Below are 25,264 nucleotides of genomic sequence, written 5' to 3'. Positions count from 1 at the left end.
TTCATCGGTCGTTTTTCCGCCGTCGCTCAACGCGCGAGCCGCGCCATGCCCGGCTCACTCCATACCGCCTCCGGGACCTCCGCGCCGGGATCGAAGCGGCACACCATCGGGCGGAGCTCGACGGCCGTGCCGCTCGCTCCGCCCGCAGCAGCAGCCGAGCCCGCCGCCGTCCGGAACAACCACGACTGGGCGAGATCGCCTGGGATGATCGCGGACCGGGGAGCCCGCCCGATCGCCCGCGCCTCCCAGCCCGCGACGCACGGCGCGGCAGGCGTGCCGTGGAGCACCAGGGTGGAGGTCAGGAGCACCGTGACCTCGGGCGGGCCTGAGGGACCAGCGGCATCGACGACGAGCACCGGGTGGCGTGTGCCCGGGAACAAGGCCGTGCTGCCGAGGAAGAACGGCGCCTCCTGGCGCGCGCTCGCCGCGCGTTCGGCGGCGGAGCAAGGGCGCGGCGCGTCTCCGAGGTCGAACGGCGTCGGCAGCGGCTGCGCGGGGCCGAGCGTGCCATCCGCGCGGAACGCCTGGAAGATCGACCACGCGACCGCGTGCCCTGGATCGGCGACCAGCGTCGTCACGCCGATCGACCGTCCAGCGTAGGTCCAGTCGGTGTGCACGATCCGATCGCGATCCGCCGGCGGGGCGACCGAGACGGCGTCGACCGCCCACTCGGCGCCCGGGCCCGGCGCGGCGGGCGCGCCGGCGGGAGGCGCCGGGCGGTGGGCGAGCAGCATCCCGATCATCGGGCCGTTCGACGCCTGCCGGACCATCCCCACGCCGAAGGGCTGGCCGTCCGCCAGGACCGCGTCGGCGCGCACGTCGAGGCTGCCGTGAAGGCCCGACGCGGGCCAGGACGGGAAGTCGAAGCGCCGGAGCTTCCCCGGCGGCTCGTAGAAGAACGTGAGCGCCGAGTGAGCGCTGGCGGAATGCGGCCTCACGAAGAGCCCGCCCAGCGAGACCGACAGGAGCGCGGGATCGAAGAAGTCGTCGGGGGGCGGCGCGCGGCGCGAGGCGGCGCCTGCCGGGCCCGCCTGCGGGCGGGCGCCCGCGCGCGGCTTTCGCGCGGCGTCGGGGATGACCTTCACGTCGCCGAGCTCGAACGGGCCGGCGTCGAGGATCGTGCCGCGGCCCGAGGTGCCATCCAGGAAGTTCTCCCAGGCGACCTCGACGTTGCGCATCGGGGCCCCCGGCATCGCCGCGCCGCCCGGGATCCGCAGGCGCGCCACGGCGTAGCCCTCCATCTGGGAGGTGACGTTGGTCGCGACCCGCGCTCGCCCGAGCCCCGCCGGCACCGCGGGCAGCAGCGATCGCGTGACGACCCGCGCCTCCCCGGCGCCGGACTCGGGGAGCATCGCGGAGACGACGTCGACCGCGCCGCTCGGGGCGCGCGTGAGCAACGACCACACCGACCGGCCGCGCAAGAGCTCGTCGCCGTCGGGCAGGCCGAGGCCGCTCGAGTCGACATGGTCGACGCGCGTCCACTTCGAGGACGGCAGCGTCTCGCAGACGATGGGCGTGCGCGCGGAAGGCTGCGCGCGCGGGGCCGGCTCCGGCGCGCGCGGCAGCGCGCCGTCGGCCTGGCCGCCCCAGCCGACGCGGGTCGCCGCGTCGCCGAAGAGGCAGCCGCCGGCGCAGCACGCGATCGCGAGCTGGGCCTGGGAGAGCTCGCGCGACAGCGCCGGCATCTCCGGGAGCTCCGCCCAGCTCACGCCGCCGTCGAGCGACTCCCAGAGCGCCGCGACATCGTCGCCGCCCTCTCTCGCGCGCGACGCGAGCGCGAGCACGCGCCGCCCGAAGCCGGCGAGCGCCGCGCTCTCCGCCGGCGGGGTCGTCGCCGTGAGCACCCGGCCGTCCTCGTCGGCGGTCAGGTACGTGAGCGAGCCGCGCTCCGAGAGCAGCAGGCCGACGGCGCCGTCTTCCGCCGCGCGCAGCGCGCTCTCCTCGACGATCTCGAACCCCTCCGGCGATCGACCGTCGCCCGGCCCGCCCTCGGCGTCCTCGTCCTCGTCCTCGTCGCCGTCGCCCCGCGGCGCCGGCGGCGCGGCGGTCGCGTCGAGCGGCCGCGGCGCGAAGGTCTCGCCGCCGTCGTGCGAGACGAACAGCGCGAGGCGCTCGTCCTTGCCGCGGTAGCCGAGGAAATACGCGGAGCGCCCGTCCGCCGAGAACGCGGGCAGCGCGGCGGGGGCGCTGAGCGTGGGGGCCGCCGCGAGGACGACCGCGGCGCGATCCTCCTCGCGGGCGCCGTCGTGGGTCAGGAGGAGCGGCGCGGTCGGCTTGCAGCTGTCCGCGCCGTCGCTCGTCTTGCAGACACCGGTCAGGAGCGCCGCGCCCTCGGGCGCCACGGCGACGCCGACCTGGTCGATGTCGGGCGTCTCCAGCGTGGCGACCGGCGACCACGCGCCGCCGCCATCGTCGCTGCGGAGCACCCGCGCCGCGACGCGATCGCCGTCCGGCTCGGCGCACACGGCGACGACGCGCCGGCCGTTCGCGCCGAGCTTGATGCTCCCGCAGTCGCCGGTGCCCGGCAGGGCCGCTTCCTTGAGCGGCCCCTCGATGGGGCCGCTCGCGAAGAGCCACGGCGCGCCGGCGTCTTCCGGGCGGACCGCCTCGACGTAGCGATCGCCGCTCACCGCCGCCCGCCCGAGCGACACAGCGGACGCGGACGGGGCGCGCGGGATCGTCACGTCGAGCTCGACGTCCGTCCGCGGGAGCGTCGCCGCGCTGCGGGAGAACGCAGGCGTGCGCCGTGGGTCCCAGGTCGCCGACGCGAGGAGCCCCTCGGCGATGAGCTCGCCCCCGAGGGAGCCGACCCGCGAGAGGCCCATCGTCGGGAGCGGCGCGCGCGCCCAGGTGCCCCCGCCGTCCTCGCTGGCGAACAGCGCCTCCGGCAGCGCGAGCACGAGCGCGCGGCCGCCGTCGGCCATGGCGACGCCGAAGGCGCGCGGCTGGGCCCCGCCCTGCCCCGCGGCGCCGTCGAGCAGGACCGGCTTCCAGCCGAGCTCCTCGCGCCACCGGAGCAGCCCGCCGCCCCGGGTCACCCCGATCAGCGAGCCGCCGGCGCCCGCGACCTGCAGGAGCGGCTCGGGCGGAGAGAGCGCCCGCGTGAGCTGGCCGAGCGGCGAGGAGGCCTCGTAGATCGCGCCGCTCGCGCCGACGAACATCCACGAGGCCGGCGAGCGCCGCACGATCGCGGTGAGCTCCTCGGGCGCGGGCGAGGCGCTCGTCCTGCCCTGGCCGGCGCAGCGCTCGGCCTGCGCAGCGGGCCCGGCGGCGCTCGGCGGGGGCGCGGACGTCCGAGGATCGGGCGTCACCGTCCATCGCTGCCCTCCCTGGGCGACCACGACGCAGCCGGCACCGGCGAACGGCGCCCACGCGACCGCGGCGTCGGGCGCCGCCGGGTGGTAGCTCCAGCGCGCCGGCGAGGTGTAGGCCGCGCCCGCGGCGTCCGTCGAGGGGAGGGCGGCCGCGGCAGGGCGGGGCGGCTGCGCCGGGGCGCCCGAGCAGCCCGCGAGCGCGCACGCCGACGCGAGCGCGATCGGCGCGCGGGTCCGCGACGGCGACGCGGTCATTCGACCCAGCGGGCGACGAACAGGTTGGTCTCGCCAGGCTTCGCGCCGTACCGGTTCGAGGCGAAGACGACGTGCTCGCCGGTCGGCGAGAACATCGGGAAGCTGTCGAAGCCCTCGTAGAAGGTCACGCGCTCGACGGGCGGCACGCCGTCCGCCGTCGGGGGCGCGTCGGAGTCGACGAGGTAGAGGTCGAAGTTGGGCATGCCCCGGGCGCCCACCGGGGTGCTGAAATCCGAGGCGAAGAGGATCCGCCGCGAGTCCGGGAGGAAGTAGGGCGCGAAGTTGGCGCGGCCGTTCCTCGTCACCGGGCGCGGGTTCTGCCCGTCGGCGCTCGCGACGAAGATCTCGAGCGCGCTGGGGCGCACGAGCCCCTTGGCGAGCAACGCGCGGTAGTCGTCGAGCGCCGCTCCGGTGGGGCGGCTCGCCCGCCAGACCAGCTTGGTCGCGTCGGGGGAGAAGAAGGCGCCGCCGTCGTAGCCGGGCGTGCTCGTGATGCGCTTGACGTCCGAGCCGTCGAGCTTCGCGGTGTAGAGGTCGATGTCCCCGTCGCGCGTGCTCGTGAACACGAGGCGCGAGCCGTCGAACGCGACGGTCGCCTCGGCGTCGTAGCCCTTGCCCTGGATGAGGGGGCGGAGATCCGAGCCGTCGGCGTTCGCTGTGTAGATGTCGAACTCGTCGAGCGGCCACACGTACCCCTGCGAGTGGTCGGGCTTCGGCGGGCACGCCTCGCCGGCGGCGTGCGTGGACGCGAAGAGGACGCGCGCCTGGGCAGGGGCCGCGGGCGCAGGGAAGAGGAAGTAGCCGCAGGTGGTCTTGCCCTGGCCGTTCGAGACCCGGCGCACCTCGCCGCTCTCCAGATCCATGATGTACTGCTGGTCGCAGCTGTTCCCGTCGCGGGTCGACTGGAACACGACCTTCCTGCCGTCGGGCGACCAGTAGGCCTCGGCGTTCTCGCCGCCGAAGGTGAGCTGGCGGAGCTCGGCGAAGTGCTTCTCGCGCGGATCGGCGGCGACGCTCTTGCCGGCGCGGACGCGGAAGGGAAGCCACTCTGGCTTCGCCGTGGTCGTCGCCTCCGGGATCTGACCGAGCGGCTCCTTCGGTCGGGGTTCCGAGGAGGCGCAGGCGGCGAGCAGCAGGCAGGCGAGCGGGGCAGGCAGCCTTCGTTTCATGGCGGCGCGACCATAGTACGAAAGCGGCGAGCCGTCGCGGGGAGGCGGCCGCAGCGCGTCAGCCCGTGGCAAGGAGCGGGCGGCGAACCGTGCGGTGGCGCGGTCGAGGAGCCGGCTCGGCTGCTGCTGCCGGAAAATCACGCGTTGGCGAACGCACCCGAGAGGAGCCCGTGGCGGTCGCGCTGGCCACCGACGAGGCCCACGCGGCGGAAACCAGGACCCGCTACTCCCGGAAGACGGTCACCGTCGTCGGGGTCGTATGGCCACCGCCAACGCAGTTCGGGAAGCTGCCGTCCGACGTCGGAGCGCCGCAGATGTCGTCGCAGTCGCCGAGGACGTCGACGATGCAGCCCTGCGTGTCGACGCCCGTCCCGCCGCACACGCGGCCGATGAGCGTCGAGCCGGGCGACTTGCACGCGAACCGGCGCTGCTCCGGCGCGAAGAGGTCGCCGAAATAGGCCGCCTCTCGGTTCGGAAAGGCCTCTCGCTCCGCTTGATCCGAGTCGAGGGCCTTGTGCTTGCCACGCATCGAGATAGGCACGCTCTCGCCGAGGTGGTTGATCCTGGCCAGCATGCAGGCCGAGACCCAGCCTTGACAGTGAGCGTTGCACTTCCCGTGAGCTCGGCCCCACTCGAGCGCGAGACCGATACTCCCCGCGAAGGTATACGTCTCGCCGTCCAGAGAGACCTGCACGGATTGCCCCTCCGGGAGCGCGCAGCCCGCCACGTACGTCAAGAACTCGCGAGCCAGAGGATCGCGCAGCGCGCTCATGACATCGCTGCTGCTCGCGAGCGCGTCGCTCGTCAGCGGGTTGCCCGTGAGCGCTTCCGTGGCGAGCGTGTCTGTCGCGAACGCACTCTCCACGAGCGCTGTCTTCGTGAACGCGTTCCGCGTCACCACCTCTTGCTCCGCCGTGCCCCCGTCTCCCTCCAGGGGGTCCGCCTCGCCGACACAGGCCAGCAGATGGTTGGCGCTCAGGCCCAGGAACAAGATTGCGAGTCTGAAACGGTACTGCATAGCCCCCTCCACACAAATGAAACACGCATCAGGAATTTCCTCAACGACTTTTCCGGAGGAACCCTAAAATTCCGCACCTGCGGCGACGTCGTGAGAACGGCGAGGAAACGGCCGTTCAGGCGCGCTCGTGGGCGGCGCGCGGCTCCTGGAAGAGCTGCGAGCAGGAGATCCCACGTGCGGCGAAGCGCGAGCTCATGGAGCGTCTCGGTCGCCGAGCCATTGCGCCGCGAGCGCGAGCGTCTCGCCGTTGTCGAGCGCAGACAGAAACTGATCCCGGTAGCGAGGATTCGAGATCTGCCCGGCACGGGACATCACGCTGTGGCGCGCCTGCGCGATCGCGGCGAGCGCCTCGTCCTGCCGGCCGCTCGCGAAGAGCGCCTCGGCCCGCACGAGCCGGATCAGCGATTCGCCCTCCTCGACCGCGCCGAGCGACTCCAGGAGGGAGAGCGCGTCGCCAGAGAGCGCGAGCGCCTCCTCGGGACAGCCCTTCCGGAGCAGGACGCGCGCGGAGAGGGCCCACGCCGCCGCGCGCAGCGGCGGCGCGTTCTGCAGGAGCTCCGCGGCCGCGCGGGCCTCGGCCTCGGCTGCGCCAAGATCGCCGGCGAGCAGCGCCGCCTTCCCGAGGTACGCGCGGGCGATCCCCTCGGCCCTCGGATCGCCCAGCCGCTGGAACGTCGCGATCGCCTCCTCCTCGACCCGCCGGGCCTCGTCGAGGTTGCCGCGGGCGATCATCACGTTGCCCAGGTTGCTGCGGGCGAACGCGGCCAGATCCGTGAGCTCCATCTGCTCCGCCGCGCGGAGCGCTGCGCGCAGCGCGGCCTCGGCCCCCTCGTAGTCCCCGAGCTCCATGGTGATGGCGCCCAGGTTCACCCGCAGCGAGCACGCGTTGCGGCGATCGCCGCTCCGCTCGAACACCGCGAGCGCCGCCTCGATGCCGTCGAGGCAGGCGCCGAGATCGCCGGAGGTCATGGTGCGGATGGCGCGCGCCTCGTAGAGCCTGGCGAGCACCTCGACGTCGAGCGGCCGCTCCTCCTCCCCGCTGCGCTCGAGGGCCTCGATGATCCCGTCCGCCACAGCGTAGCGGCCGCCGAAGGCGAGCCAGTTGGCCCCCTCGACGAGGCAGACGTCCCTCCCGGTCAGCGCGCCCTCGCGGGGCGACGCGCCCCGCGCCGTCGCCACCCAGGACTCCACGCGATCGAAGGCCCCCTGCTTGCCAGCGGCCATGACCACCCAGGTCACGGCGGAGTACCAGGACGGCGAGCCCGGCTCGAACAGCGCGACGGCCTCGAGCGCGCGCTGCTCGGCCACGGCGAAATCGCCACGCCACACGCGGGCCTCCGCGTCGACGAGGAGCAGCCCACCCGCCTCTGCCCCGGTCGCGCCGCACGCGAGGCCGCGCTCGGCGTGGCGAATCGCGGCGAGGAGATCGTTGCCGCGCAGCGCCTGCTCCGCCGCGCGCCGGTACCATGCCGCCGCGCGCCCCGGCTCGGCGCCGCGCTCGAAGTGCTCCGCGAGCTCCGCCGCGTCGCCCTTCCCCTCCCCTTCGAGCCACTCGGCCACAAGCCGGTGGCCGAGCCGCCGGTCGTACTCCGTCAGCGCCCCGTACGCCGCCTCCCGCACGAGGCCGTGCCGGAAGCTGTACTCGGGATCGTCCGCGCGCGCCTCGATCGGAGGGCCGGGATCGAGCGCCGCGGCCCGGCGCGCCGGCGAGGCGTCGCGCTCGGGCCCCCCGCGCGCGGACGGCGTGGAGGAGAAGCCCTCGCCGTGCGCGCCGCCCCGGCCAGGCTGCCGCCTCTGGACGATCACCTCGCGCTCGACGAGCTCGGCGAGCCAGTCTGCCACCTCGGCGTCGGCACCGCCGAGCAGCGCGGCGACGCCGGCGGGCCGGAAGCTCTGGCCGAAGACGCTCGCCGCCCGGAGGACGCGCCGCGCCTCGGGAGCGAGCGCCTCGAGCCGCGCCTGCACCATCGCCAGCACCGTCTCCGGCAGCGCGGCCCCTCGCCCCTCGGCGGCAGCACGGATCTGCTCTTCCAGGAAGAAGGCGTTGCCGTCGGCCCGCTCGACCAGCGTGCCGATCATCTCGTCGGTGACGGCGCCGCCGAGCGCCTGGCGCGCGAGCCGCTCGCTGGCGCGGCGCGAGAGCCCCGCGAGCTCGATCTCCTGCAGGCCGCGGCCGGCCCACAGCTTCGGGAACATCTCGCGCACCTCGGGCCGGCCGAGCGCCAGCACCATGAACGGCGCGTCGCGCAGGTTGCGGAGGGCGCTGTTGATCATGCCCACCGTGGGCAGGTCGCCCCAGTGCATGTCCTCGAGGACGAGCAGCACCGGCTGCGCCGCGCACTCGGCGCGCAGGAACTCCTCCCACGCGAGGTGCAGCTGATCGCCCATCAGCACGGAGCTCCGCCGCGCCGCCCTGAGCGCCTCGCTGGCCTCGTCCGGGAAGGGCGTCCCCACGAGCTCGCCGAGGAAGGGCGCGACGTGGGCGACGCGCTCGCCGTGGCGACCGACGCGCTCGCGGATCTTGCGATGCACCGCTGCGGCCGGCGCGCCGTCGGCGACGCCGAGCGCGCGGCGGAGCACCTGCGCCAGGAGGCCGAAGGCAGAGCCGGCGCTCATGGGGTCGCCGCGCGCGATCCAGACCGCCATCGGCTCGTCCCGCGCCCGGAGGCGCCGGAGCAGCTCGACGCGCAAGCGCGACTTGCCCATGCCGGCGGGGGCCGTCACCAGCACCGCGGACGGGGTCTGCTCCTCGATGCACTGGACGAAGGTCGCCTCCAGGAGCGACAGCTCGCGGTCACGGCCCACGCACGGCGTCGGCTTGCCCAGGAGGCGCGGCACCGCCTCGAGGTCGTCGCACTCGCCGCGCAGGAGGTGGCCTGCGTGATCCGACCCGAGATCGAACCGCGCGCCGAGCAGGCTGGCCGTGACGTCGTCGATGCGGACGACGCCGAGCCGCGCCTCGTCGCCGGCGAGCAGCGCGGCGGCCTGGTCGATGAGCTTGCCGATCGGAGAGCGGGCGGTGATCTCGGCGCGCCCCGAGACGAGCGCGACGGGCGCGCCGCCGAGCAGCACCTGCATCGCGAGCGCGCACCGCGCCCCCCGGGCGGCGAGGTCGGTCGGCGCGACGAGGCCCGACAGCACGACGACGGGAGAGCGCGCCTCGATGATCTCGAGGCGGCCCTGGTGGCGCTCCGCCAGGGCGCTGAGCGCGCGCACCCGGAGCGCGTCCTCGCCCTCGGATCGGGTGGCGTCGCTGTCGAGCGCGCCGTCGCGGGCGACGAGGAGGCAGATCATCCGGCGCTCGCCGGTCGTCAGCTCGGGCGTGGGGCCGCCGATGGACAGGGGGACGCCGCGCCGCGAGCCAGGCGCGAGATCGCCGAGCGCCCCGAGCTCGGCGGCCACGGCCGCGCCGTCGCGGGGGCGGTCGCGCGGGGCCTTGGCGAGCATGCGCGTCACGAGGTCGTCGAGCGCGGCCGGGACCTCGCCGCGGAGCTCCCGGAGCCGCGGCGGATCCTCGAGGAGGACCTTCACGAGCACCGAGAGGCCGTCGTTGCCGACGAACGGGGGCCGGCCGGTGAGGCAGCGGTAGAGGATGCAGCCGAGGGCGAAGACGTCGGCGCGGGCGTCGATGGCGACCTCGCCGCGCGCCTGCTCGGGGGCCATGTAGCCGGGGGTGCCGAGCATCACGCCGGGCATGGTGAGCTCCTGGCCGGCGTCCGCGACGCGCACGACGCCGAAGTCGAGCAGGGTGACCTCGTCGACGGAGCCGCCGACGAGCAGGAGGTTGCTCGGCTTGAGGTCGCGGTGGACGACGCCGAGCCGGTGGAGGGCGCCGAGCGTGGAGGCGACGCGCACGCCGAGCGAGAGGCTCTCGGGGACGGTGAGCGGCTCGCGGAGCAAGCGCTCGGCGAGGGTCTCGCCCGAGAGCCACTGCATCGCGAGGTAGAGATCACCGCCCTCGGTCGTGCCGTGGGCGACGTACCCGACGACCCCGGGGTGACGGAGCGCGGCGAGCGCGTGCGCCTCCCGGCGGAAGCGGTGCGACTCCTGCGGGCCCGTGCGCTGGAGGAGCTTCAGCGCGACCGGCTCGCCCGTGAGCCGATCGCGGGCGCGGAAGATCTGCGCCATGCCGCCGGAGGTCGCGTGACCTTCGATCTCGAAGCGGTCAGCGACGATGTCACCAGCGCGCATCAGCGGTACCCCCGAGACGACCCAGAGAGCCGCAGCGCTCGCCTGTGGGGTGCTTCGGACGAGCCCATCGCAGTGACCGAGGATATCCAGAACGGCGGCGCTCCCCGTCAGCAAATTGTGCTGTAAGCAAGGCAACCTCAGGGACCGCAGCGCGATGAGCGCGCGGCGAGGGCGGATCCAAGGTTGTGCGCCTCACCACAACGAACAACGATGTGCCCGACGTCTGCCCGAGTCGATCAGCCCTGCGAGGGTCCGTCCTTGGCGCCGGAGAGGGCCTCGTCGACCTGCCGCACCCAGGCTTGCTTTCCGTCGAAGACCGCGACCAGCTCATGCACGGGGGCGGCGCCGGCGGCGACCAGCTCCACCGCGTAACGTCGATCGCGGACTTGCCGCGCCGCGGCCAGGAGCGCCTGCTCCGGGGTCTCGCCTCGCTGTGGCACCTTGAGCTCCAGCACGACGCCTGGACGGCCCGGCGCGCGCGGCCGCACGAGCAGGTCCACGCGGCCGAGGCCAGACTCGCGGTTCGAGCGAACGTCGTAATCCCCCTCGAGCTGCACCAGGAGGCTCAGAATGAAGCCGTGATAGAGCTTCTCCGGCTCCCGGCCGGCGGGGTCCTGATAGGACATCACCGTGACGAGCAGCCGCTCGATCAGCGCCTCCAGCGACGGGGCGTCGCCGTCGAGCAGCGCGCGGATCAGCGCCTCGGCGTGCCTCCGCTCCGGGAGCCCGCGCCGGAGCCAGGAGCGGAAGAGATCGCGGTACGCGACGCGGACCTCGAGGTTGGGAATGGCGAGCGAGGCGGTGACCTCGCCGAGCTCCTCCCACACCGCCGTGGCGGTGAGATAGCCGGAGAAGAGGAGGAAGCTCCACAGCGCCTCCGGCTGCTGGTCCAGATCGCGCAAGACGATGTTCTCGTCGATGCGCGCCTCGACGGGCTCGCCGCGCAGGAGCGCCTCGGTCTCGCTCGAGAGCCCGAGCCCCCGCCGGGCGATGAGATGCTGGAGGAGCTCTGTCGAGGCCGTGTTGACCCAGTACGGCCGGAGGGCGCCGCTGGCCACACAGTTGAGGATCGACCAGGGATTGTAGATGACCTCGCCGCCGAAGCGGCATCCGTTGTACCACGCGCGTACCTCCTCGAGGCGCGGCAGCGTGGGATCCGGGAGCGGCGCCGGCTGCGCTGCGGAGACGCCGTCGGGCCGCGCTTGCTCCAGGACGCTGGCGACCTCGGCCTCGGTGAAGCCGAAGGAGGTCGCGTAGCGGCGGTCGCTCAGGATCGACGACACGATGACGTTGTTCAGGCCGGAGAAGAGGTTCTCCCGGGCGACCCGCAGCACCCCCGTGAGCGCCCCCTTGAAGAGAGAGGGGTTGTCCTTGAAGGCGGCAGAGAAGAAGTTCCGGAAGAACAGCGTCACCTCGTCGAAGAAGCCGTTCAGGTAACCGGACTGGATGGGGGTGTCGTACTCGTCGATCAGGATGGCCACCTTCTGGCCGTGGTGGCGCGCGAGGTATCGGAGAGCTCTCTCAGTGAGCCACGGCAGTCTTCCTCGGAGATCTCTCCGAGGAGCATGTGCTCGTAGTGTCGCCGCTCATCGGGGCGGAGCGCGTCGCTCTTCAGCAGGTGTTGATGCTGGCTGTAGAGGCGCTGCACCTCGGTACGGATCGCGTCCAGCGTGGTCTCGTAGGAGAGGGTCTTGATGTCCTTGAACGTCAGAAAGAGGACGGGGTACCGCTGGAAATGCTCGCGGGCCGCCGGGTCGTTCCAGACGGCGAGATCCTGGAACAGCGGGGAGAGGTCCTCGTCGCGCTTCCCGAGGAAATACGCGAGGGTGGAGAGGTTCAGTGTCTTTCCGAAGCGGCGCGGCCGCGGGAACAGGACGACCTGCGCAGGATCGGCGAGGAGCTGTCCCAGGAAGGGGGTCTTGTCGACATAACCCGCGCCCGCGCGGCGGAGCTCGCGAAAATCGGACTGGCCGAGGGCGGGGACGAGGGCATGGCGACTCGCGGCGCGCAGGGGGCTGTCGCTCGACGTGATCGTGTCGGCGCTACCAGGGCGCGCGGGGACTGTCCCCGGCCGCCCCCGGCGCGTCAAGCGCGCGGCCGGAATTGGAAAGACGTCTGCTGAGCTCAGCGGCCTCGCATGTCCCGCATCCGCGCCGCCCCGATCCCGCCCGTTCCCGGCGCCGCCGCTGCTCCGCGTGGCCCGCCGCGCACGGTCGATCTACCCTACCCAGGTGCGATCCCACGTTCTGGTCGGCTGCCTCGCGGTCCTGATCCCCGCGGCCGCGACGCTCGCGATCCCGCACGCCGAGGCCGCGGATTTCGATCCGTCCGGCCGCGGCAAGCGGCCCAGGCCGAAGGCCCCCAAGCCCGGCGGCGGCAAGCCCGGCGGCGGTGGCAAGCCCGGCCCCGCCGCGCGGCCGCAGCCCGCGAAGCCGCCGCAGGCGAAGCCGGAGCCGGCCGAGGCCGGCGACGGGAAGCGGGGCGGCCCGTCGAGCGACGCGCTGATCGCGCGCTACACGGCCATCGTCATGAGCCAGCCGAGCGCGCCCTTCCCGCTCCAGCGCCTCGCCCAGCTCTACCGCGAGCGCGACGGGAACCTGAAGAAGCTCGTCGAGGAGTTCGAGCGCCGCGCCGCGCAGCCCGGGGCCGACGCCTGGGCCTCCAAGGTCGTGCTCGCCGGCGTCTACAAGCAGGACGGGCGCTACGACGACGCCATCAAGACGTACGAGGCCGCCATCGCGGACCGGCCCGGGGACCCGGCGGCCATGATGGCGCTCGCCCAGCTCGAGGCGGATCGCGGCGACAAGGCCCGCGCGCGCGCGCACTACGAGAAGGCGCTGCCGCTGCTCAAGGTCCCCGCGGACGTCGAGCAGACCCGGCGCACGCTGCTCGCGCTCTGCCTCGACCTCTCCGACTTCGACGCGGCCAAGGCGCAGCACGACGCGCTCGTGAAGAACGCGCAGGGCTCGCTCTTCGTGAAGGCCGAGCTCGGGCGCGAGCTCTCCGCGCGCGGGCACCACGCGCGCGCCGAGGCCGAGTTCCGCGAGCTCGTGAAGGCCGCGGCAGGCGACAACCGGGCGCTCGCGCCGGCGCTGCGCGATCTCGGGCAGTCGCTCGCCAGGCAGAAGAAGATGGACGAGGCGCTCGCCGTGCTGAAGCGGGCGCTCGCCATCGCCGGCAGCGCCGCCGGGGTGCGGGCCGAGATCCTGCTCATCATGACCGACGCGTTCCGCGCCGAGGGCAAGCTCGCGGAGCTCATCGCCATCCTCGAGGCCGAGAAGGGGCAGGACTTCCAGCGGCTCGCGACCCTGGGCGCCCTGTACGAGGAGACCGGCGACGTCGACAAGGCGATCGGGATCTACAGGAGGGCCCTCGCGCTCGACGGCAAGCACATCGACACGCGGCTCCGGCTCGTCCACCTGCTCCAGACCGCCGGCGAGCTCGACGCCGCCATCCGCGAGTACGAGCTCCTGATCAAGGCGGCCCCGGGCAACGCGGACTTCGTCTTCGAGCTGTGCGAGACGCTCATCCAGCGGGGCGACCGGCCCAAGGCGCTCGCGCTGCTCACCCAGCTCGAGGGGCGCGTCGCGGACGAGGCCGAGACGCTCGCGGCCGTCGCCGATTTCTACGAGCGGGTGGAGGAGAAGGACCGGGCCCTCAAGGTGCTCCAGCGGCTCGCCGGGGCCGCGGGCGGCGATCCGAGCCACCTCGTCGACCTGGGCGACCGGTACTTCCAGGCCGGCGACAAGAAGAAGGCGCTGGAGACGTGGGCGCGCATCAAGCAGGTCGTGCCGAGCCGGGCGCGCGCCGCGGCCACGCTCGGCGAGGTGTACCTCGACCACGACATGGTGGCGGAGGCGCTCGCCGCGCTCCGGGAGGCCGCGCAGCTCGAGCCCGCGAACAGCCGCTACAAGAAGGCGCTCGCGATCGCGCTGGAGCGCACCGCGAGCGCGCTCGGCAACGCCGGGCCGCGCTACACGGAGGCGCGCGAGCTCTGGGAGCAGCTGCTCGCCGGGGCGGGCAACGACAAGCTGCTCGCGCGCGAGGCGCGCACCCACATCGTCAGCCTCTGGTCGCTCACCCACGAGCTGCCGAGCCGCGTCGCGCCGCTCGGCGCGCGCTTCAACGCGACCCCGCCCGACCTGGAGGCGGGGCGGCTGCTCGCGGAGGTGCAGCGCAAGCTGCACCGGCTGCCCGACGCCGAGGCCACGCTCCGGAGGCTGGTCCAGGCCGCGCCGGGGGACGAGGACTCGCTCCTCGCGCTGGAGCGCGTGCTCGTGCTCCAGCAGAACCTCCTCGGCGCGATCGACGTGCTGGGCAAGCTCGTCGAGGTGAACCCGAAGCGGGCCCGCGAGTTCTACCAGCGCATGGCGCAGTACGCCGCGGAGCTGTACCGCGACGACGACGCGATCCGGTACGCCGCGCGGGCCGTCGAGCTGTCGCCCGAGGACGCGAGCGGCCACCAGAAGCTCGGCGACATGTACCGCCGGCGGCAGGACTTCCCGCGCGCGATCGCCGAGTACCGGCAGGCCCTCGCGAAGAACGACCGGCTGTTCCCCGTGTACTTCGACCTCGCCGAGCTGCTGCTCACGGCGGGGCAGGCCGAGGAGGCCGACCGGCTCTTCCGCCGGGTGGTGCGGGCGTCGAACGACGAGGAGCTCGTCGCGCGCGCGGCGCGGATGTCGATGCAGGTGAACCTCGGCCGGGGCTCGCTCGAGGTGCTCGAGCGCGAGCTCCTCCCGGTCGCGGTCGGCAACCCGCAGAAGCCGCTCTACCGGCGGCTGCTCGTGGAGCTCTACGGCGCGATGACCTTCCCGCTGATGCAGAAGGTCCGCGGCGAGGGCCGCGCGGGGGGCGCGGCGGCGCGCGCGGAGCTCGCGAAGATCGGCGCCCGCGCCGTGAAGCCGCTGCTCGACGCGCTCGCGGACGAGAAGGAGTCGCAGCAGAAGGTCGCGATCGAGGTGCTGGCCTACGTCGAGAACAAGGGCGCCGGGCCGGCGCTCTACAACTTCGCGATCGGCCAGGCGGACAAGGGCCTGCGCGCCCGCGCGATGATCGCGTGCGGCGCGCTGCGCGACCCGGCCATGCTGGAGCGCTACGAGCAGATGCTCGCGCCGAGGGACGCGGCCGCGAGCGTGCTGCCGAACGACGCGGTCGCGGTCGCCGCGACCTGGGGCGTGGCGCGGCTCGCGGCGGGCGGCGGGCGGCCGGCGGCGAAGGCGGAGGCGCTGCTCGCGCGGCTCCTGTCGTCGCCGGCGCCGGAGGTGCGGGCGCTCGCGGCGCTCGGCCTCGGGCTGACGCACGACCGGAAGCACGCGGCGGCGCTGTCCGCGGTCGCGAGGGCGCCCGAGGCCGGCTCCATGCCGCGCGCGGCCGCGGTCCGCGCGCTGGGCGAGCTCGGGGGCGGCGGCGAGGGGCCCGCGCTGTTCATGTCGCTCGCCGACTCGAGCGAGCCGGAGCTGCGCCGCGCGGCGCTGATCACGCTCGCGCGGCTCGGCGACGGCGGCGGCAGCGCGGGACACAGCGGCGGCGGCGCCGGCGAGGCCGAGGCGGTCGCCGCGAGCGGGGCCGCGCAGGCGATCGCGGCCGGCGCGTTCTCGTCCGACGAGGGGCTGCGCGCCGCCGCGGTGTCGGCGGCGGTCGCGCTCACGCGGCGCGCGTACCCGCGCACGCGCGAGCCGCTGCCGGTGCCGGACGGCGCGCTGACGGTGAAGGACGCGCTCGCGGGGCTCGACCCCGATCCGCCCGGCCCGGAGGATCGCGCGGCGGCGCTCGTTGCGCTCGGCCCGGCGCTGCAGAAGGCCGCGGTCGCCGCGGTCGCGACGTCTCCCGAGCGGGCCCTGGTCGTCGCGGACGCGATCCTGTCGCGCGGCGCGGCCGTGTCGGGCGGCGATCGCGGCGCCGGCGTGGGCGCCGCGGCGCTCGGGCTCGCGCCCTTCACGGACGGGCGCGCGGCGCTCGCCCCGGAGCCGAGGCGGCAGGTGGAGGCCGCCGTGGAGGGGATCGCCGCGGCGGTGGTGAGCGGGTTCGTGGCGCTCGTGCGGCACCCGGCGATCGAGGTGCGCACGCGCGCGGTCGAGCTGCTCGCGACCCGGCCCGAGCCGGAGGCGCAGGCCGCGGTGGTCGACGCGCTCGGCGATCCCGAGGAGAGCGTGCGGCGCGCGGCGCTCTCGGCGCTCGGCGCGGTCCGGCACGGGCCGACGATCGCGGCCGTCTCGGAGCTCCTGCGGTCCTCGTCGAGCTGGCCGCTGCGCGTGCGCGCGGCGGAGGCGCTGGGTCGGCTCGGCGCGCCGGGCGGGGGCGCGGGCGGCGGCAGGCCGAGCCAGGTCGCGGAGACGCTCGGCGAGGCGGCCCGCGCCGACGCGTATGCCCTCGTGCGCGAGGCGGCGGCCCGCGCCCTGGCCTCCGCGGACCGCGCGGCGGCGGCGCCGGTGCTCCGGCAGCTCGCGGCGAGCGATCCCGAGCCGCGCGTCCGCCAGACCGCGGCCGAGCTGATGCGGAGCGCCGCGCCTTGAGCCGCGCCGCTCCGCCCGGGCCGCGGCGCGTCGCGCTGCGGCTCGCGCTGCTCGCCCTCGCCGGCGCGATGAGCGCCGGCGGGGCGGCCGGCTGCGACGACCTGAGCCGGTTCTCGACGGCCGACGGGGAGGCGTACTGCGGCGCGATCACGCTGGGCGGCGCGTTCCGCACCGGCCTGAGCCCGCGGGTGCAGATGCGGCTCACGCTCGACGCGGACGCGCTCGACGGGCCAGAGCCGCCGGGCGCGCTGTGGACCTACGAGGCGCCCGACGGGGCCACGGCCGAGCGGCGCCTCCTCGACGGCGCGCCGCTGCGGCCGATCGGCGCGCTCTCCCACGATCCGCTGTCGCGGCTGGAGTTCGGGGAGGGCCGGGAGCGCAACGCTATCTACGCGGTCGACGCGGCGGAGCCAGAGGCGGAGCCGCTGCTCGCGGTGCTATCGCTGCGCACGGACGAGTCGGTCGAGGTGCGCCTGCTCCGGCCGGGCCGGGCGCCGCTCGCGTCGAGCGAGGCAGAGGCGGCGGGGCAGCGGCAGGTGTTTGGCAATTTCAGGCTGACGCGGCGGACAGGGACATGCGGGTTCTAGGCATCGAGACATCGTGTGATGAGACGGCGGCGGCGGTGGTCACCGAGGGAGGCGACGTCCTCTCCGACGTGGTGCGCAGCCAGGTGGCGCTGCACGCGCCTTACGGGGGCGTCGTGCCGGAGGTCGCGGCGCGCGATCACGCGCGCGCGGTGGTCCCGGTGGTGCGCGAGGCGCTCTCGCGCGCGGGCGTCTCGGCGGCGGATCTCGACGGCGTGGCGGTGACGTCGCGGCCGGGGCTCGCCGGGGCGCTGCTCGTCGGCCTGCAGGCCGCGAAGGGGCTCGCGTGGGCCGCGGGCAAGCCGCTCGTGGGCGTCGATCACCTCGTGGGGCACCTGCTCGCGGTGTTCCTGCGGCGGGGCGGCGCGCCTCTCGGCGACGAGCATGAGCGGCCGTCGTTCCCCTACGTGGCGCTGCTCGCCTCGGGCGGGCACACGGCGATCTACCGGGTGGACGGCCCGGCGATCGGCGCGATCCGGGAGCTCGGCGCGACGCGCGACGACGCGGCGGGCGAGGCGTTCGACAAGGTGGCGAAGCTGCTCGGCCTCGGGTACCCGGGCGGGCCGGTGGTCGATCGGCTCGCGGCCGGGGGAGACGCGGCGGCCGCGGCGGACGCGGTGCCGGCGCTGATGGCGCGCAAGGAGTCGCTCGAGTTCAGCTTCTCGGGCATCAAGAGCGCGGTCGCGCGCCACGTGGCGAAGCGGGGGCGGCCGGAGGGGCAGGCGCTCCGCGACCTGTGCGCGGCGTTCCAGGGGGCGGTGGTCGACGCGCTCGTGCAGAAGACCGTGCGGGCCGCCCGGGCCGAGGGGATCGAGCGGGTGGTCCTCGGCGGTGGGGTCGCTGCGAACCAGGGGCTCCGCGCGAAGATGGCCGCGGCGTGCGAGCGTCGGGGCCTCGCGCTGTTCGTGCCGCCGCTCGCGAGCTGCACGGACAATGGGGCGATGATCGCGTATGCGGGCGCGCTGCGGCTCGCGGCCGGGGAGCGGGACACGCTGGATCTCGCGCCCGAGACGAGGACGGCGCTGCCGCGGGTGACCCGCAAGGGCGGTGGCGCGAGGTGATCGGGACAGGCCCGTAGCGGGAGCGGCGCGAGGGCGCGGAGGACGCGGGCCCTGTGTGCGTGGGGACATGACGTCCGGTGGCGGACGATGGCGGACGATGGCGGACGATGAAGTAATGGCTCGTGCTGGGGATTACCTCGGACTTGTACGCTGCGGCGAGCCGTGGTCTGATGCGTTCTCAGGATCCAGGCCGGCCCGCGCTCGTCGTTCTTCCGGCCGCGCGGGACAGGACAAGGGTGGGATAGCCCGCCCGGCGGGGCGCGAGGATTGTAAGCCATGCAGGTTGTTCTACCGATAGTGCTCGGGTTGATTGCGGTGGCGTGCGGCGCAGGCGCCGTGTTCCTGCTGATGCAGGCCACGCAGCTGAAGCGGCAGCTCCAGGACGCGAACCAGCACATCGAGGCGCTCCGGCAGGCCAAGGGCCAGCTCGATCAGATGAGGGCGCAGTACGGGCAGCTCCAGCAGGCGCTCGAGCTCGCGAGGAACGACGATCGCCAGAAGGTCGACTGGCTCGATGCCCAGCAGAAGGAGATCGACTGGTACAAGAGCGAGCTCGAGAGCCGGCCGAAGATCACGCAGAAGCGGTACAAGATCCTGACGCTCGGCATCAAGTGGACCGGCAAGACGTCGCTCACGCTCAAGTGGGCGAATCCCCTCGTGGATCTGGGCACGCTGCAGGGGACGAAGATCGAGCGTTACGAGCGGACTGTCAGCCACGTCCTCACGAAAGAGGTGCTGACAGAGCACGTGTTCGAGATCGGCGACTGGGGCGGCGAGCACATCGTGGACGCGCAGCAGGAGCTCATCATGGAGGAGATCCATGGGCTCCTGATGGTCGTGGATCTGGCGGGCAAGGACGGTCAGAAGATCGAGCCGGCGAGGATCCAGGAGCAGCTCCGGGAGTTTCAGCCGCAGTCGCTGCAGTTCTTCTTCAGCCCGAAGACGCTGGCCTCGTGCAAGGCGGTCGTGCTCTTCATCAACAAGTCCGATGTTCTCTCCGGGACGCCGGCCGAGGTGGAGCGGGAGGCGCGCGGCTATTACAAGTCGCTCATCGACAGCCTGGAGCGGTACAAGAACAACATCGACATTCGCGTGCTCGTCGGGTCGGCGAGCTACGGGCACAGCACACATCACCTGTTCTCGCACTTCGTGGAGAAGATCCTCCCGAAGAACGCGTATGATCCTCAGCTCCTGCAGCGAATGAAGCAGGACATCAGCGGGAGCTCGGCGTTGTCGCGGACCGCGGCGCTCCCTGCCCCGCCGGTGCCGCAGCAGGTCAGGCCCAATGTACGGTAGCGAGGGCGCTTCGGGGTATGTGATCCCGCGGTACCGCGCGCCGGCGGACGCGGCGTGGTACCACGTGCTGCACGGGAACATCCCGGGGCACCAGATCGACTTCATGTACTGCCCGGAGGTGCCGCAAGGGCCCCTCACGACGACGCAGTTCAGCCACCTCGCGCGGCTGATGAAGTACATCGAGCCTGCGACGGGGGCGACGCACGCGTTCGCGATCGGCAACCTGTCGAGGGATGACACGCAGCACGAGCCTGGCCACGGGGCGATGGGGCTCATCTTCGGGTTCCGGATCGGCGGGACAGTCGACCACGCCGGGCGGGGAAACCCGCCGTTCGCGCACGGGATCGTCGCGGTGGATCGGGACCTCGGGTATACGACGCTGCTCGAGGCAGCGGCGACGTTTTACCGGCACGTGATGAACGCGACGGAGGTCAACTCGTCGGCGGGCATGTTCTACCGCGAGTACGTGAGTGCGGTGCGGGAGGCGCCGGAGCGGGTGGCGCACGTGCTGGAGCGGTATGTCGAGGAGTTCGGCGATCTGCCGTATCTCCGGCGGAGCGGCGCGACGTGGGACTGGGTGGCCGACGAGGGGGCGCAGCCGAAGCGGGTGGTGATCGTCCACAAGCCGGATGAGCCCTTCGGGTCGATCGCGCTCGCGGCGGCGAAGATCGCGACGGTGCTGTACCGGTCGAACATCAAGTGGACGTCGATCACGAGCGGGCGGGAGGCGGATATCCCGGGCGGGGTCTCGGTGCGGTTCGTGCGAGAGCGCGACGTCACGATGGAGGATCGGCACGGGGTGCTGATCCGGATCGAGGAGGTCGCGGAGGACGAGGCGGAGATCGCGCGGGGGATGTTCGGGGCGCGGCCGCAGGGCGAGGTGGAGGAGAAGCCGCAGTTCGCCGGCGGATGGCGCGAGCGGTTGGCGGCGCAGCAGGGCGGGACGGGGCCGCTTGGCGTGGCGGGCGCGATGTCGGGGGTGGCGCTGCAGGAGCGGCGGGCGCCGGGGTCGATGCCGCCGTCGCAGAAGGGCGTCGGGGCGGGGCCGGCGTCGCAGCAGGTCGGGCCGAAGGGGACGCTGGTCATCGATTCGGAGAAGCTGCTCGGGAGCGCGGCGCTGACGGCGGGCGAGGCCGGGGGCACGGGGCCCGTGCGGATGGGCCAGGCGGGCCCGGGGAACGCCGTTCCGGCGCGGGCGGCGGGCGGCGTTGCGGGGCGGGCGGCGAGCGGCGGGGCGTGGAGCGCGCCGGCGGCGGCGCCGCTGCCGAGCGTCGGCGGGGAGGAGCGCGACGAGATCCCGGTCATCGTGGAGAAGCCGGCGTCGTCGCGGACGTGGATATGGGCCGTCGCGGGGCTCGGCTTCGTGGCCGTGGCGGGCATGGTCGCGGTGCTGGTATCGCAGGGAACGCCCGGGGGCGGGACGGCGGCGCCGGAAGCGACGGCGCCGGGCGTGGCGCTGCCTGCGGGGAGCGCGGCGGCGCCGGGGCCGAGCGCCGAGTCCGGCGCGGCGGCGACGACAGGCTCGCCCTCCACGACGGCGCGGCCGGAGGCGACGGCGAAGCCGCAGGCGGGGCAGGAGCAGCCGCAGCAGGATGAGCCCCAGCCGAAGACGCAGTCGTCGGGGCGGACAAGGAACACCAAGGTAGGTGGGGCCGCGACGGGGCGCATTGACCCGAAGCCGAGAGCGGGTAAGGTGCCGCCGTCGCGCACCTCCGAGCCGCCTCTCCCCGAAGGGAAGCCAGAGTTCTGATGACTCCGACGATGAAGAAGCGTCCGCTGCTATGGAGTTGGAGCATGGCCGTGGCGTTGACGGCGCAGGTGGCCGGCGCGCAACAGCCGGCCACCCAGGCCGTCGCTGAGGAGACCGACGCGCTGACGGACAAGGCGCGGCAGCTCTATGAAGAGGGGAGACAGGCTGCAGCGGCAGGGAAATGGGCCGATGCGCGTGCGTCGTTCCTCGCGGCGTGGGCCATCAAGCCGCATTATCAGATCGCCTCGAACCTGGGGGTGGCCTGCGTGAAGCTGGGCAGGAACCGCGAAGCCGCGGAGTACCTGACGCGGTACCTCCGCGAGGCGCCTGCCACAAAGGTGAAGGAGCGACAGAGCGCGGAGGCGTCGCTGAAGGAGGCGCTCGCGAAGATCGCGTCCGTCACGGTGCGGGTGGCGCCGGCAGGGGCGGAGGTGACCGTCGACGGGGCGGTCGTGGGCAAGGCGCCGCTGGCGGATCCGGTGTTTCTCGATCCAGGGAAGCATGAGATCGGCGCGAAGCTCGATGGGCACGCGCCTGCCATGCGGCCGATTGCAACGGTGGCGGGGAGCACGGAGACAGTGGCCCTGCAGCTTGAGCGCACGCCGTCCGCCGAGATCGGAGGGAGCGTCGGCACGTCGATTCCTCCGAGGTCAGAGATGCCGCGCGACAAGGTGCGGACGGCGGTGCTCGTGGGCGGCGGGATCGCGGCCGGCGCGGGCGTAGCGGCGGGCGTGGTGCTCACGGTTCTGGCCAACGGGCGGGCGGGGGACGCCGAGAAGCTCAGGCAGGAATTGGTCGTGGAAGGCGACGGGTTCGCCTCGTGTCCTGACATCAGCTCGTCAAAATGCGCGAAGCTGAAGGACACCGTGTTCGCCAAGGTGGATCTCACGAACTCAGCGTTCTGGAGCTTTGTGGCGGGCGGAGCCATCGGGGTTGGAACGCTTGTTTATGGGCTCGTGACGGTGAGGCCGACCGAATCGCGTCCGGCCGTGCAAGTGGTGCCGCTCCTGGGAACGGGGGCTTCCGGGCTCCTGGTCAGCGGAACGTTCTGAGCTGGGGTACGTGGAACAGAGGAGATTCAGAATGCGTCATCGTGCCCGTCTCGCTGCTGCGCTCTTTCTGGGGATAGCAGCCATGGGCGCCGAGGCGGTCGGATGCGTGGTCCGCTATGATCCAGCCGAGGGCTGCGAAGGCCCCGCTTGCACCGCAGGCGGTGATGCAGGTGGCCAACCCGACCCGGCGAAGAACTGCGACCTCACCGACAAGAGCTTACCTCCGGACGGATCCTGTGGAGTCTTCGTGCGGTCGAGCGCGGCCGCCAGTGGGGACGGTAGCAAGGAACAGCCGTTCAAGAGCTTCACCCAGGCCGCCGCGAAGAACCCGAAGCGGGTCTATGCGTGCGGCGAGATGGGAGAGACGTATTCCGAGGCCACCGGCGTGACCTTCAACGGTGGAGTGAAGATCTACGGTGGCTTCACGGCCTGCGACGGAGCCTGGACCTGGTCACCCGACGCGCGGACGACGCTCCAGGGAGGGGCTGACGTCATTGCCCTCACGCTGAACGGCGGCAACAATCGGCTGGAAAACGTCGACGTCGTCGCCGCGGACGCCGACTCTCCGGGGAAGTCGTCGACCGCGCTGCTGACGAACGGCGGGACGATCGACATCGTCAACGTCAGGCTCGAGGCCGGCAATGCCAAGAGTGGAGCGCAGGCGCGCGCCATCCCGCGCGATTCGACGCTTGACGGCATCAATGGCGATCCGGGCCTGGCGGTATGCAGCCCAGGAGCTACGCACGGTGGACCAGCGGGTCCAATCACACGGTGTGCGGGTGGGGAATCCGAAGGAGGGAACGGGGGCGATGGCGGTACCGTGACGGGTACCACCACGAGTCCCGAGCGCTCCGACGCCGGCGACGGCACGTCCGGCAAGCCGGCCACATCCGAGCCGGCCGAAGGAGCGGGCGGAATCAAGGAAACGGCTGACCAGTCGTGCACGGATGGTAAGAATGGCGCCGCCGGTGATCCCGGTAAGCCAGCCGGTCCTTCCGAAGGCCTGGGCACCGTCGATGCGAATGGCTACACCGGGGTGCTCGCACAGCAAGGTGGCACCGGCAAGCCTGGTCAAGGCGGGGGCGGCGGAGGCGGCGCCAGGGGGACCGCTGCGGCGTGTTCAGGTAGCGTCAAGGTCTTGCTGCCCGGCGCCAGCGGCGGCGCAGGGGGCAGCGGGGGCTGTGGGGGTCAAGGGGGCGACGGGGGGCATCCCGGAGGCTCCAGCATCGCATTTGTCGTTGTCGATGCGACGGTCTCTCTCGACAGAGTGAGCCTTGTTGCTGGTGATGCCGGGAATGGCGGGCCGGGAGGAGAAGGCCAGCTAGGTGGAAACGGGAGCTTAGGTGGCGCCTTTGGGGCCCGGGCGGGTGATGCCAAGGAGAGCTGCGAGGGCGGGCGCGGTGGGCCGGGCGGCAATGGCGGCCCGGGCGGCGGTGGCCATGGCGGTCACTCGCTCGGCATCGCCTTCCGCGGGAAAGGGTTGCGGGTGATCAGCCCGGGCTCATTCACCCCCGGCGATGCAGGTACGGGCGGCCCAGGGGCGGGCGCTGCTCCGAACAACGGTGCATCAGGCGCGAACGGCCTCGTCCAAGAGTGCTGGGATTTTGCTAAAAATACGCCTTGCTCGACCACCTCTCGATCAGACGATTAGAATCCACGGGCCACGTTGACCTTTGAACCAGGAGGACGAGCTCAAGACGGAAGCAGCCGCCTCCGGTGCTCCGGGCGTGCCTCTCCATGCATGAAGCCGCGCGTCAACACCCTTGCGACGCAGGAACGGCCGCGGGACGCTGCGGAGCTGCTGCACCATCACGCCCTGTATGAAACGGGAGCATCAAATGCTTCCCTGATCGCACAGAAGAGGTACGGTTCGAGCTCCAGGGTAGGCAAGGTGCTGCCGTACCCTTCCCTTGCGCCCGACGCAGCTGCCTGAAGCAACGCCGGACTTACCATGATGAGGAACCGCCCGCTGCCGTGGACCCTGAGCGTAGTCATCGCCTTGCTGGCGCCCGCCGCCGAGGCGCAGCCGGCGCCCCCTCGGGCCGAGGCGCAGGAGAGCGACGCGCTGACGGACAGGGCGCGCCAGCTCTTCGCAGACGGGGTGAAGGCGGCCAACGCGGGGAAGTGGGCCGAGGCGCACGCGGCGTTCCTCGCGGCGTGGGGCCTCAAGCCGCACTACCAGATCGCCTCGAACCTGGGCGTGGCCTGCCTCCGGGTGGGCAAGCCGCGCGACGCGGCCGAGTACCTCACGCGCTACCTCCGCGAGGTCCCCGCGACGAAGGTCCAGGAGCGGCAGCGCGCGGAGGTGTCGCTGCAGGAGGCGCGGGCGCAGGTCGCGGCCGTCACCGTGGAGGTCGCGCCGGGCGGCGCCGAGGTGACGGTCGACGGGGCGATCGTCGGGCGAGCGCCGCTCGCGGATCCCGTGTTCCTCGATCCGGGACGGCATGAGGTGGGAGCGAAGCTCGACGGGTATGTGTCCCAGACCCGGCCGGTCGACGCGCCCGCGGGGGGCACGGAGACGGTGGTCATCGCGCTGGAGCGCCCTCCGGCGCCGGACGCGAGGGGCGCCGGTGCTGAACGGAGCGCCTCGCCGGCGCCCGGGGTGTCGCAGGGCGGCGGGAGGACCGCGGTGCTCGTCGGAGGCGGCATCGCGACCGGCGTCGGAACGGTCGCGGGCGTCGTGTTCACGCTCGTCGCCAACGGCAAAGCGAGCGACGCGGCGCGGCAGAACAGCGTGATCGACGCCATGGAGGCCGGATCCGTCAACTGCGCGACCCCCGCTGGCAGCGACCAGAAGCAGCAGTGCAGCAAGCTGCGCTCGCTGGTCGACGACCAGTATCTTTTCAGCAACCTGGCGCTCTGGAGCTTCATCGGCGCAGGCGCGAGCGCGGTGGGGACGCTCGGCTACACATGGCTCGCTGGAGCGCCGAGCGAGCCCGAGCAGCGGGTGCATCTCTTTCCGCTCGTGATGCCAGGCGGCGGCGGGCTCGTCGCCGGCGGCGTGTTCTGAGCCGAGGAACCATGAACCGACGAACACAGAGGGCGATGCGGCTTGCCGC

Annotated in this window: 14 protein-coding genes; 8 read left to right on the top strand and 6 right to left on the bottom strand. The window is 73.3% G+C overall.

Annotated features, from left to right (window positions below):
* Nucleotides 1-26: 26 nt before the first annotated feature.
* The 6 genes from POL72_RS35865 to POL72_RS35840 all read right to left on the bottom strand — a co-directional run bounded on the left by POL72_RS35865 (nt 27) and on the right by POL72_RS35840 (nt 12,036).
* The gene (locus POL72_RS35865; RefSeq protein WP_272101309.1) at nt 27-3,569 is read right to left on the bottom strand and encodes a hypothetical protein; all 3,543 of its coding nucleotides are present in this window, start codon (nt 3,567-3,569) and stop codon (nt 27-29) included.
* A complete protein-coding gene (locus POL72_RS35860) occupies nt 3,566-4,738 on the bottom strand; it encodes a beta-propeller domain-containing protein (RefSeq protein WP_272101308.1) in 1,173 nt (390 codons plus the stop codon). Before POL72_RS35860 ends, POL72_RS35865 begins: the two co-directional genes overlap by 4 nt.
* Before the next feature lie 223 nt (nt 4,739-4,961).
* Nucleotides 4,962-5,756 (bottom strand): hypothetical protein, encoded by a 795-nt coding sequence (locus POL72_RS35855; RefSeq protein WP_272101307.1) that lies wholly within the window; start codon nt 5,754-5,756, stop codon nt 4,962-4,964.
* Nucleotides 5,757-5,948: 192 nt separating this feature from the next.
* Entirely contained in the window at nt 5,949-9,947 is a 3,999-nt protein-coding gene (locus POL72_RS35850) for a protein kinase domain-containing protein (protein WP_272101306.1), read from the bottom strand.
* Nucleotides 9,948-10,183: 236 nt separating this feature from the next.
* Nucleotides 10,184-11,428: a PD-(D/E)XK nuclease domain-containing protein gene (locus POL72_RS35845; protein WP_272101305.1), complete on the bottom strand. Its 1,245-nt coding sequence runs from the start codon at nt 11,426-11,428 to the stop codon at nt 10,184-10,186.
* Nucleotides 11,416-12,036 (bottom strand): AAA family ATPase, encoded by a 621-nt coding sequence (locus POL72_RS35840; protein WP_272101304.1) that lies wholly within the window; start codon nt 12,034-12,036, stop codon nt 11,416-11,418. Before POL72_RS35840 ends, POL72_RS35845 begins: the two co-directional genes overlap by 13 nt.
* A gap of 142 nt (nt 12,037-12,178) precedes the next feature.
* Here POL72_RS35840 and POL72_RS35835 point away from each other — a divergent pair, with 142 nt between their 5' ends.
* The 8 genes from POL72_RS35835 (at nt 12,179) to POL72_RS35800 (ending at nt 25,215) form a co-directional block, all read left to right on the top strand.
* Nucleotides 12,179-16,462: a HEAT repeat domain-containing protein gene (locus tag POL72_RS35835; RefSeq protein ID WP_272101303.1), complete on the top strand. Its 4,284-nt coding sequence runs from the start codon at nt 12,179-12,181 to the stop codon at nt 16,460-16,462.
* Nucleotides 16,459-17,049 carry a hypothetical protein gene (locus tag POL72_RS35830; RefSeq protein WP_272101302.1) on the top strand — a complete coding sequence of 197 codons (591 nt, stop codon included), beginning with the start codon at nt 16,459-16,461 and terminating at the stop codon, nt 17,047-17,049. Before POL72_RS35835 ends, POL72_RS35830 begins: the two co-directional genes overlap by 4 nt.
* Nucleotides 17,037-18,107 (top strand): tRNA (adenosine(37)-N6)-threonylcarbamoyltransferase complex transferase subunit TsaD, encoded by a 1,071-nt coding sequence (gene tsaD, locus POL72_RS35825; protein WP_272101301.1) that lies wholly within the window; start codon nt 17,037-17,039, stop codon nt 18,105-18,107. The genes POL72_RS35830 and tsaD overlap by 13 nt, the downstream gene beginning before the upstream one ends.
* Before the next feature lie 276 nt (nt 18,108-18,383).
* On the top strand, nt 18,384-19,403 hold the full coding sequence (locus tag POL72_RS35820; protein ID WP_272101300.1) for a hypothetical protein: 1,020 nt from the start codon (nt 18,384-18,386) through the stop codon (nt 19,401-19,403).
* Entirely contained in the window at nt 19,393-21,153 is a 1,761-nt protein-coding gene (locus tag POL72_RS35815; RefSeq protein ID WP_272101298.1) for a hypothetical protein, read from the top strand. The genes POL72_RS35820 and POL72_RS35815 overlap by 11 nt, the downstream gene beginning before the upstream one ends.
* 44 nt (nt 21,154-21,197) lie before the next feature.
* On the top strand, nt 21,198-22,205 hold the full coding sequence (locus POL72_RS35810; RefSeq protein WP_272101297.1) for a PEGA domain-containing protein: 1,008 nt from the start codon (nt 21,198-21,200) through the stop codon (nt 22,203-22,205).
* Between the two features lie 31 nt (nt 22,206-22,236).
* Nucleotides 22,237-23,856: a hypothetical protein gene (locus tag POL72_RS35805; RefSeq protein WP_272101296.1), complete on the top strand. Its 1,620-nt coding sequence runs from the start codon at nt 22,237-22,239 to the stop codon at nt 23,854-23,856.
* 300 nt (nt 23,857-24,156) lie between these two features.
* The gene (locus tag POL72_RS35800) at nt 24,157-25,215 is read left to right on the top strand and encodes a PEGA domain-containing protein (RefSeq protein WP_272101295.1); all 1,059 of its coding nucleotides are present in this window, start codon (nt 24,157-24,159) and stop codon (nt 25,213-25,215) included.
* The last annotated feature ends 49 nt before the right edge of the window (nt 25,216-25,264 follow it).

Origin of the sequence: Sorangium aterium (assembly GCF_028368935.1) — a bacterium.
GTDB classification, from domain to species: domain Bacteria; phylum Myxococcota_A; class Polyangia; order Polyangiales; family Polyangiaceae; genus Sorangium; species Sorangium atrum.
This window is presented reverse-complemented; position numbering and strand designations above follow the sequence as displayed.

Excerpts from the sequence above, each read along its gene's own strand:
- POL72_RS35850 (WP_272101306.1), bottom strand. The coding sequence starts at position 9,947 with ATGCGCGCTGGTGACATCGTCGCTGACCGCTTCGAGATCGAAGGTCAC.
- POL72_RS35805 (WP_272101296.1), top strand. The coding sequence starts at position 22,237 with ATGCGTCATCGTGCCCGTCTCGCTGCTGCGCTCTTTCTGGGGATAGCA.
- POL72_RS35820 (WP_272101300.1), top strand. The coding sequence starts at position 18,384 with ATGCAGGTTGTTCTACCGATAGTGCTCGGGTTGATTGCGGTGGCGTGC.
- POL72_RS35815 (WP_272101298.1), top strand. The coding sequence starts at position 19,393 with ATGTACGGTAGCGAGGGCGCTTCGGGGTATGTGATCCCGCGGTACCGC.
- tsaD (WP_272101301.1), top strand. The coding sequence starts at position 17,037 with ATGCGGGTTCTAGGCATCGAGACATCGTGTGATGAGACGGCGGCGGCG.
- POL72_RS35865 (WP_272101309.1), bottom strand. The coding sequence starts at position 3,569 with ATGACCGCGTCGCCGTCGCGGACCCGCGCGCCGATCGCGCTCGCGTCG.
- POL72_RS35855 (WP_272101307.1), bottom strand. The coding sequence starts at position 5,756 with ATGCAGTACCGTTTCAGACTCGCAATCTTGTTCCTGGGCCTGAGCGCC.
- POL72_RS35800 (WP_272101295.1), top strand. The coding sequence starts at position 24,157 with ATGATGAGGAACCGCCCGCTGCCGTGGACCCTGAGCGTAGTCATCGCC.
- POL72_RS35810 (WP_272101297.1), top strand. The coding sequence starts at position 21,198 with ATGGCCGTGGCGTTGACGGCGCAGGTGGCCGGCGCGCAACAGCCGGCC.
- POL72_RS35860 (WP_272101308.1), bottom strand. The coding sequence starts at position 4,738 with ATGAAACGAAGGCTGCCTGCCCCGCTCGCCTGCCTGCTGCTCGCCGCC.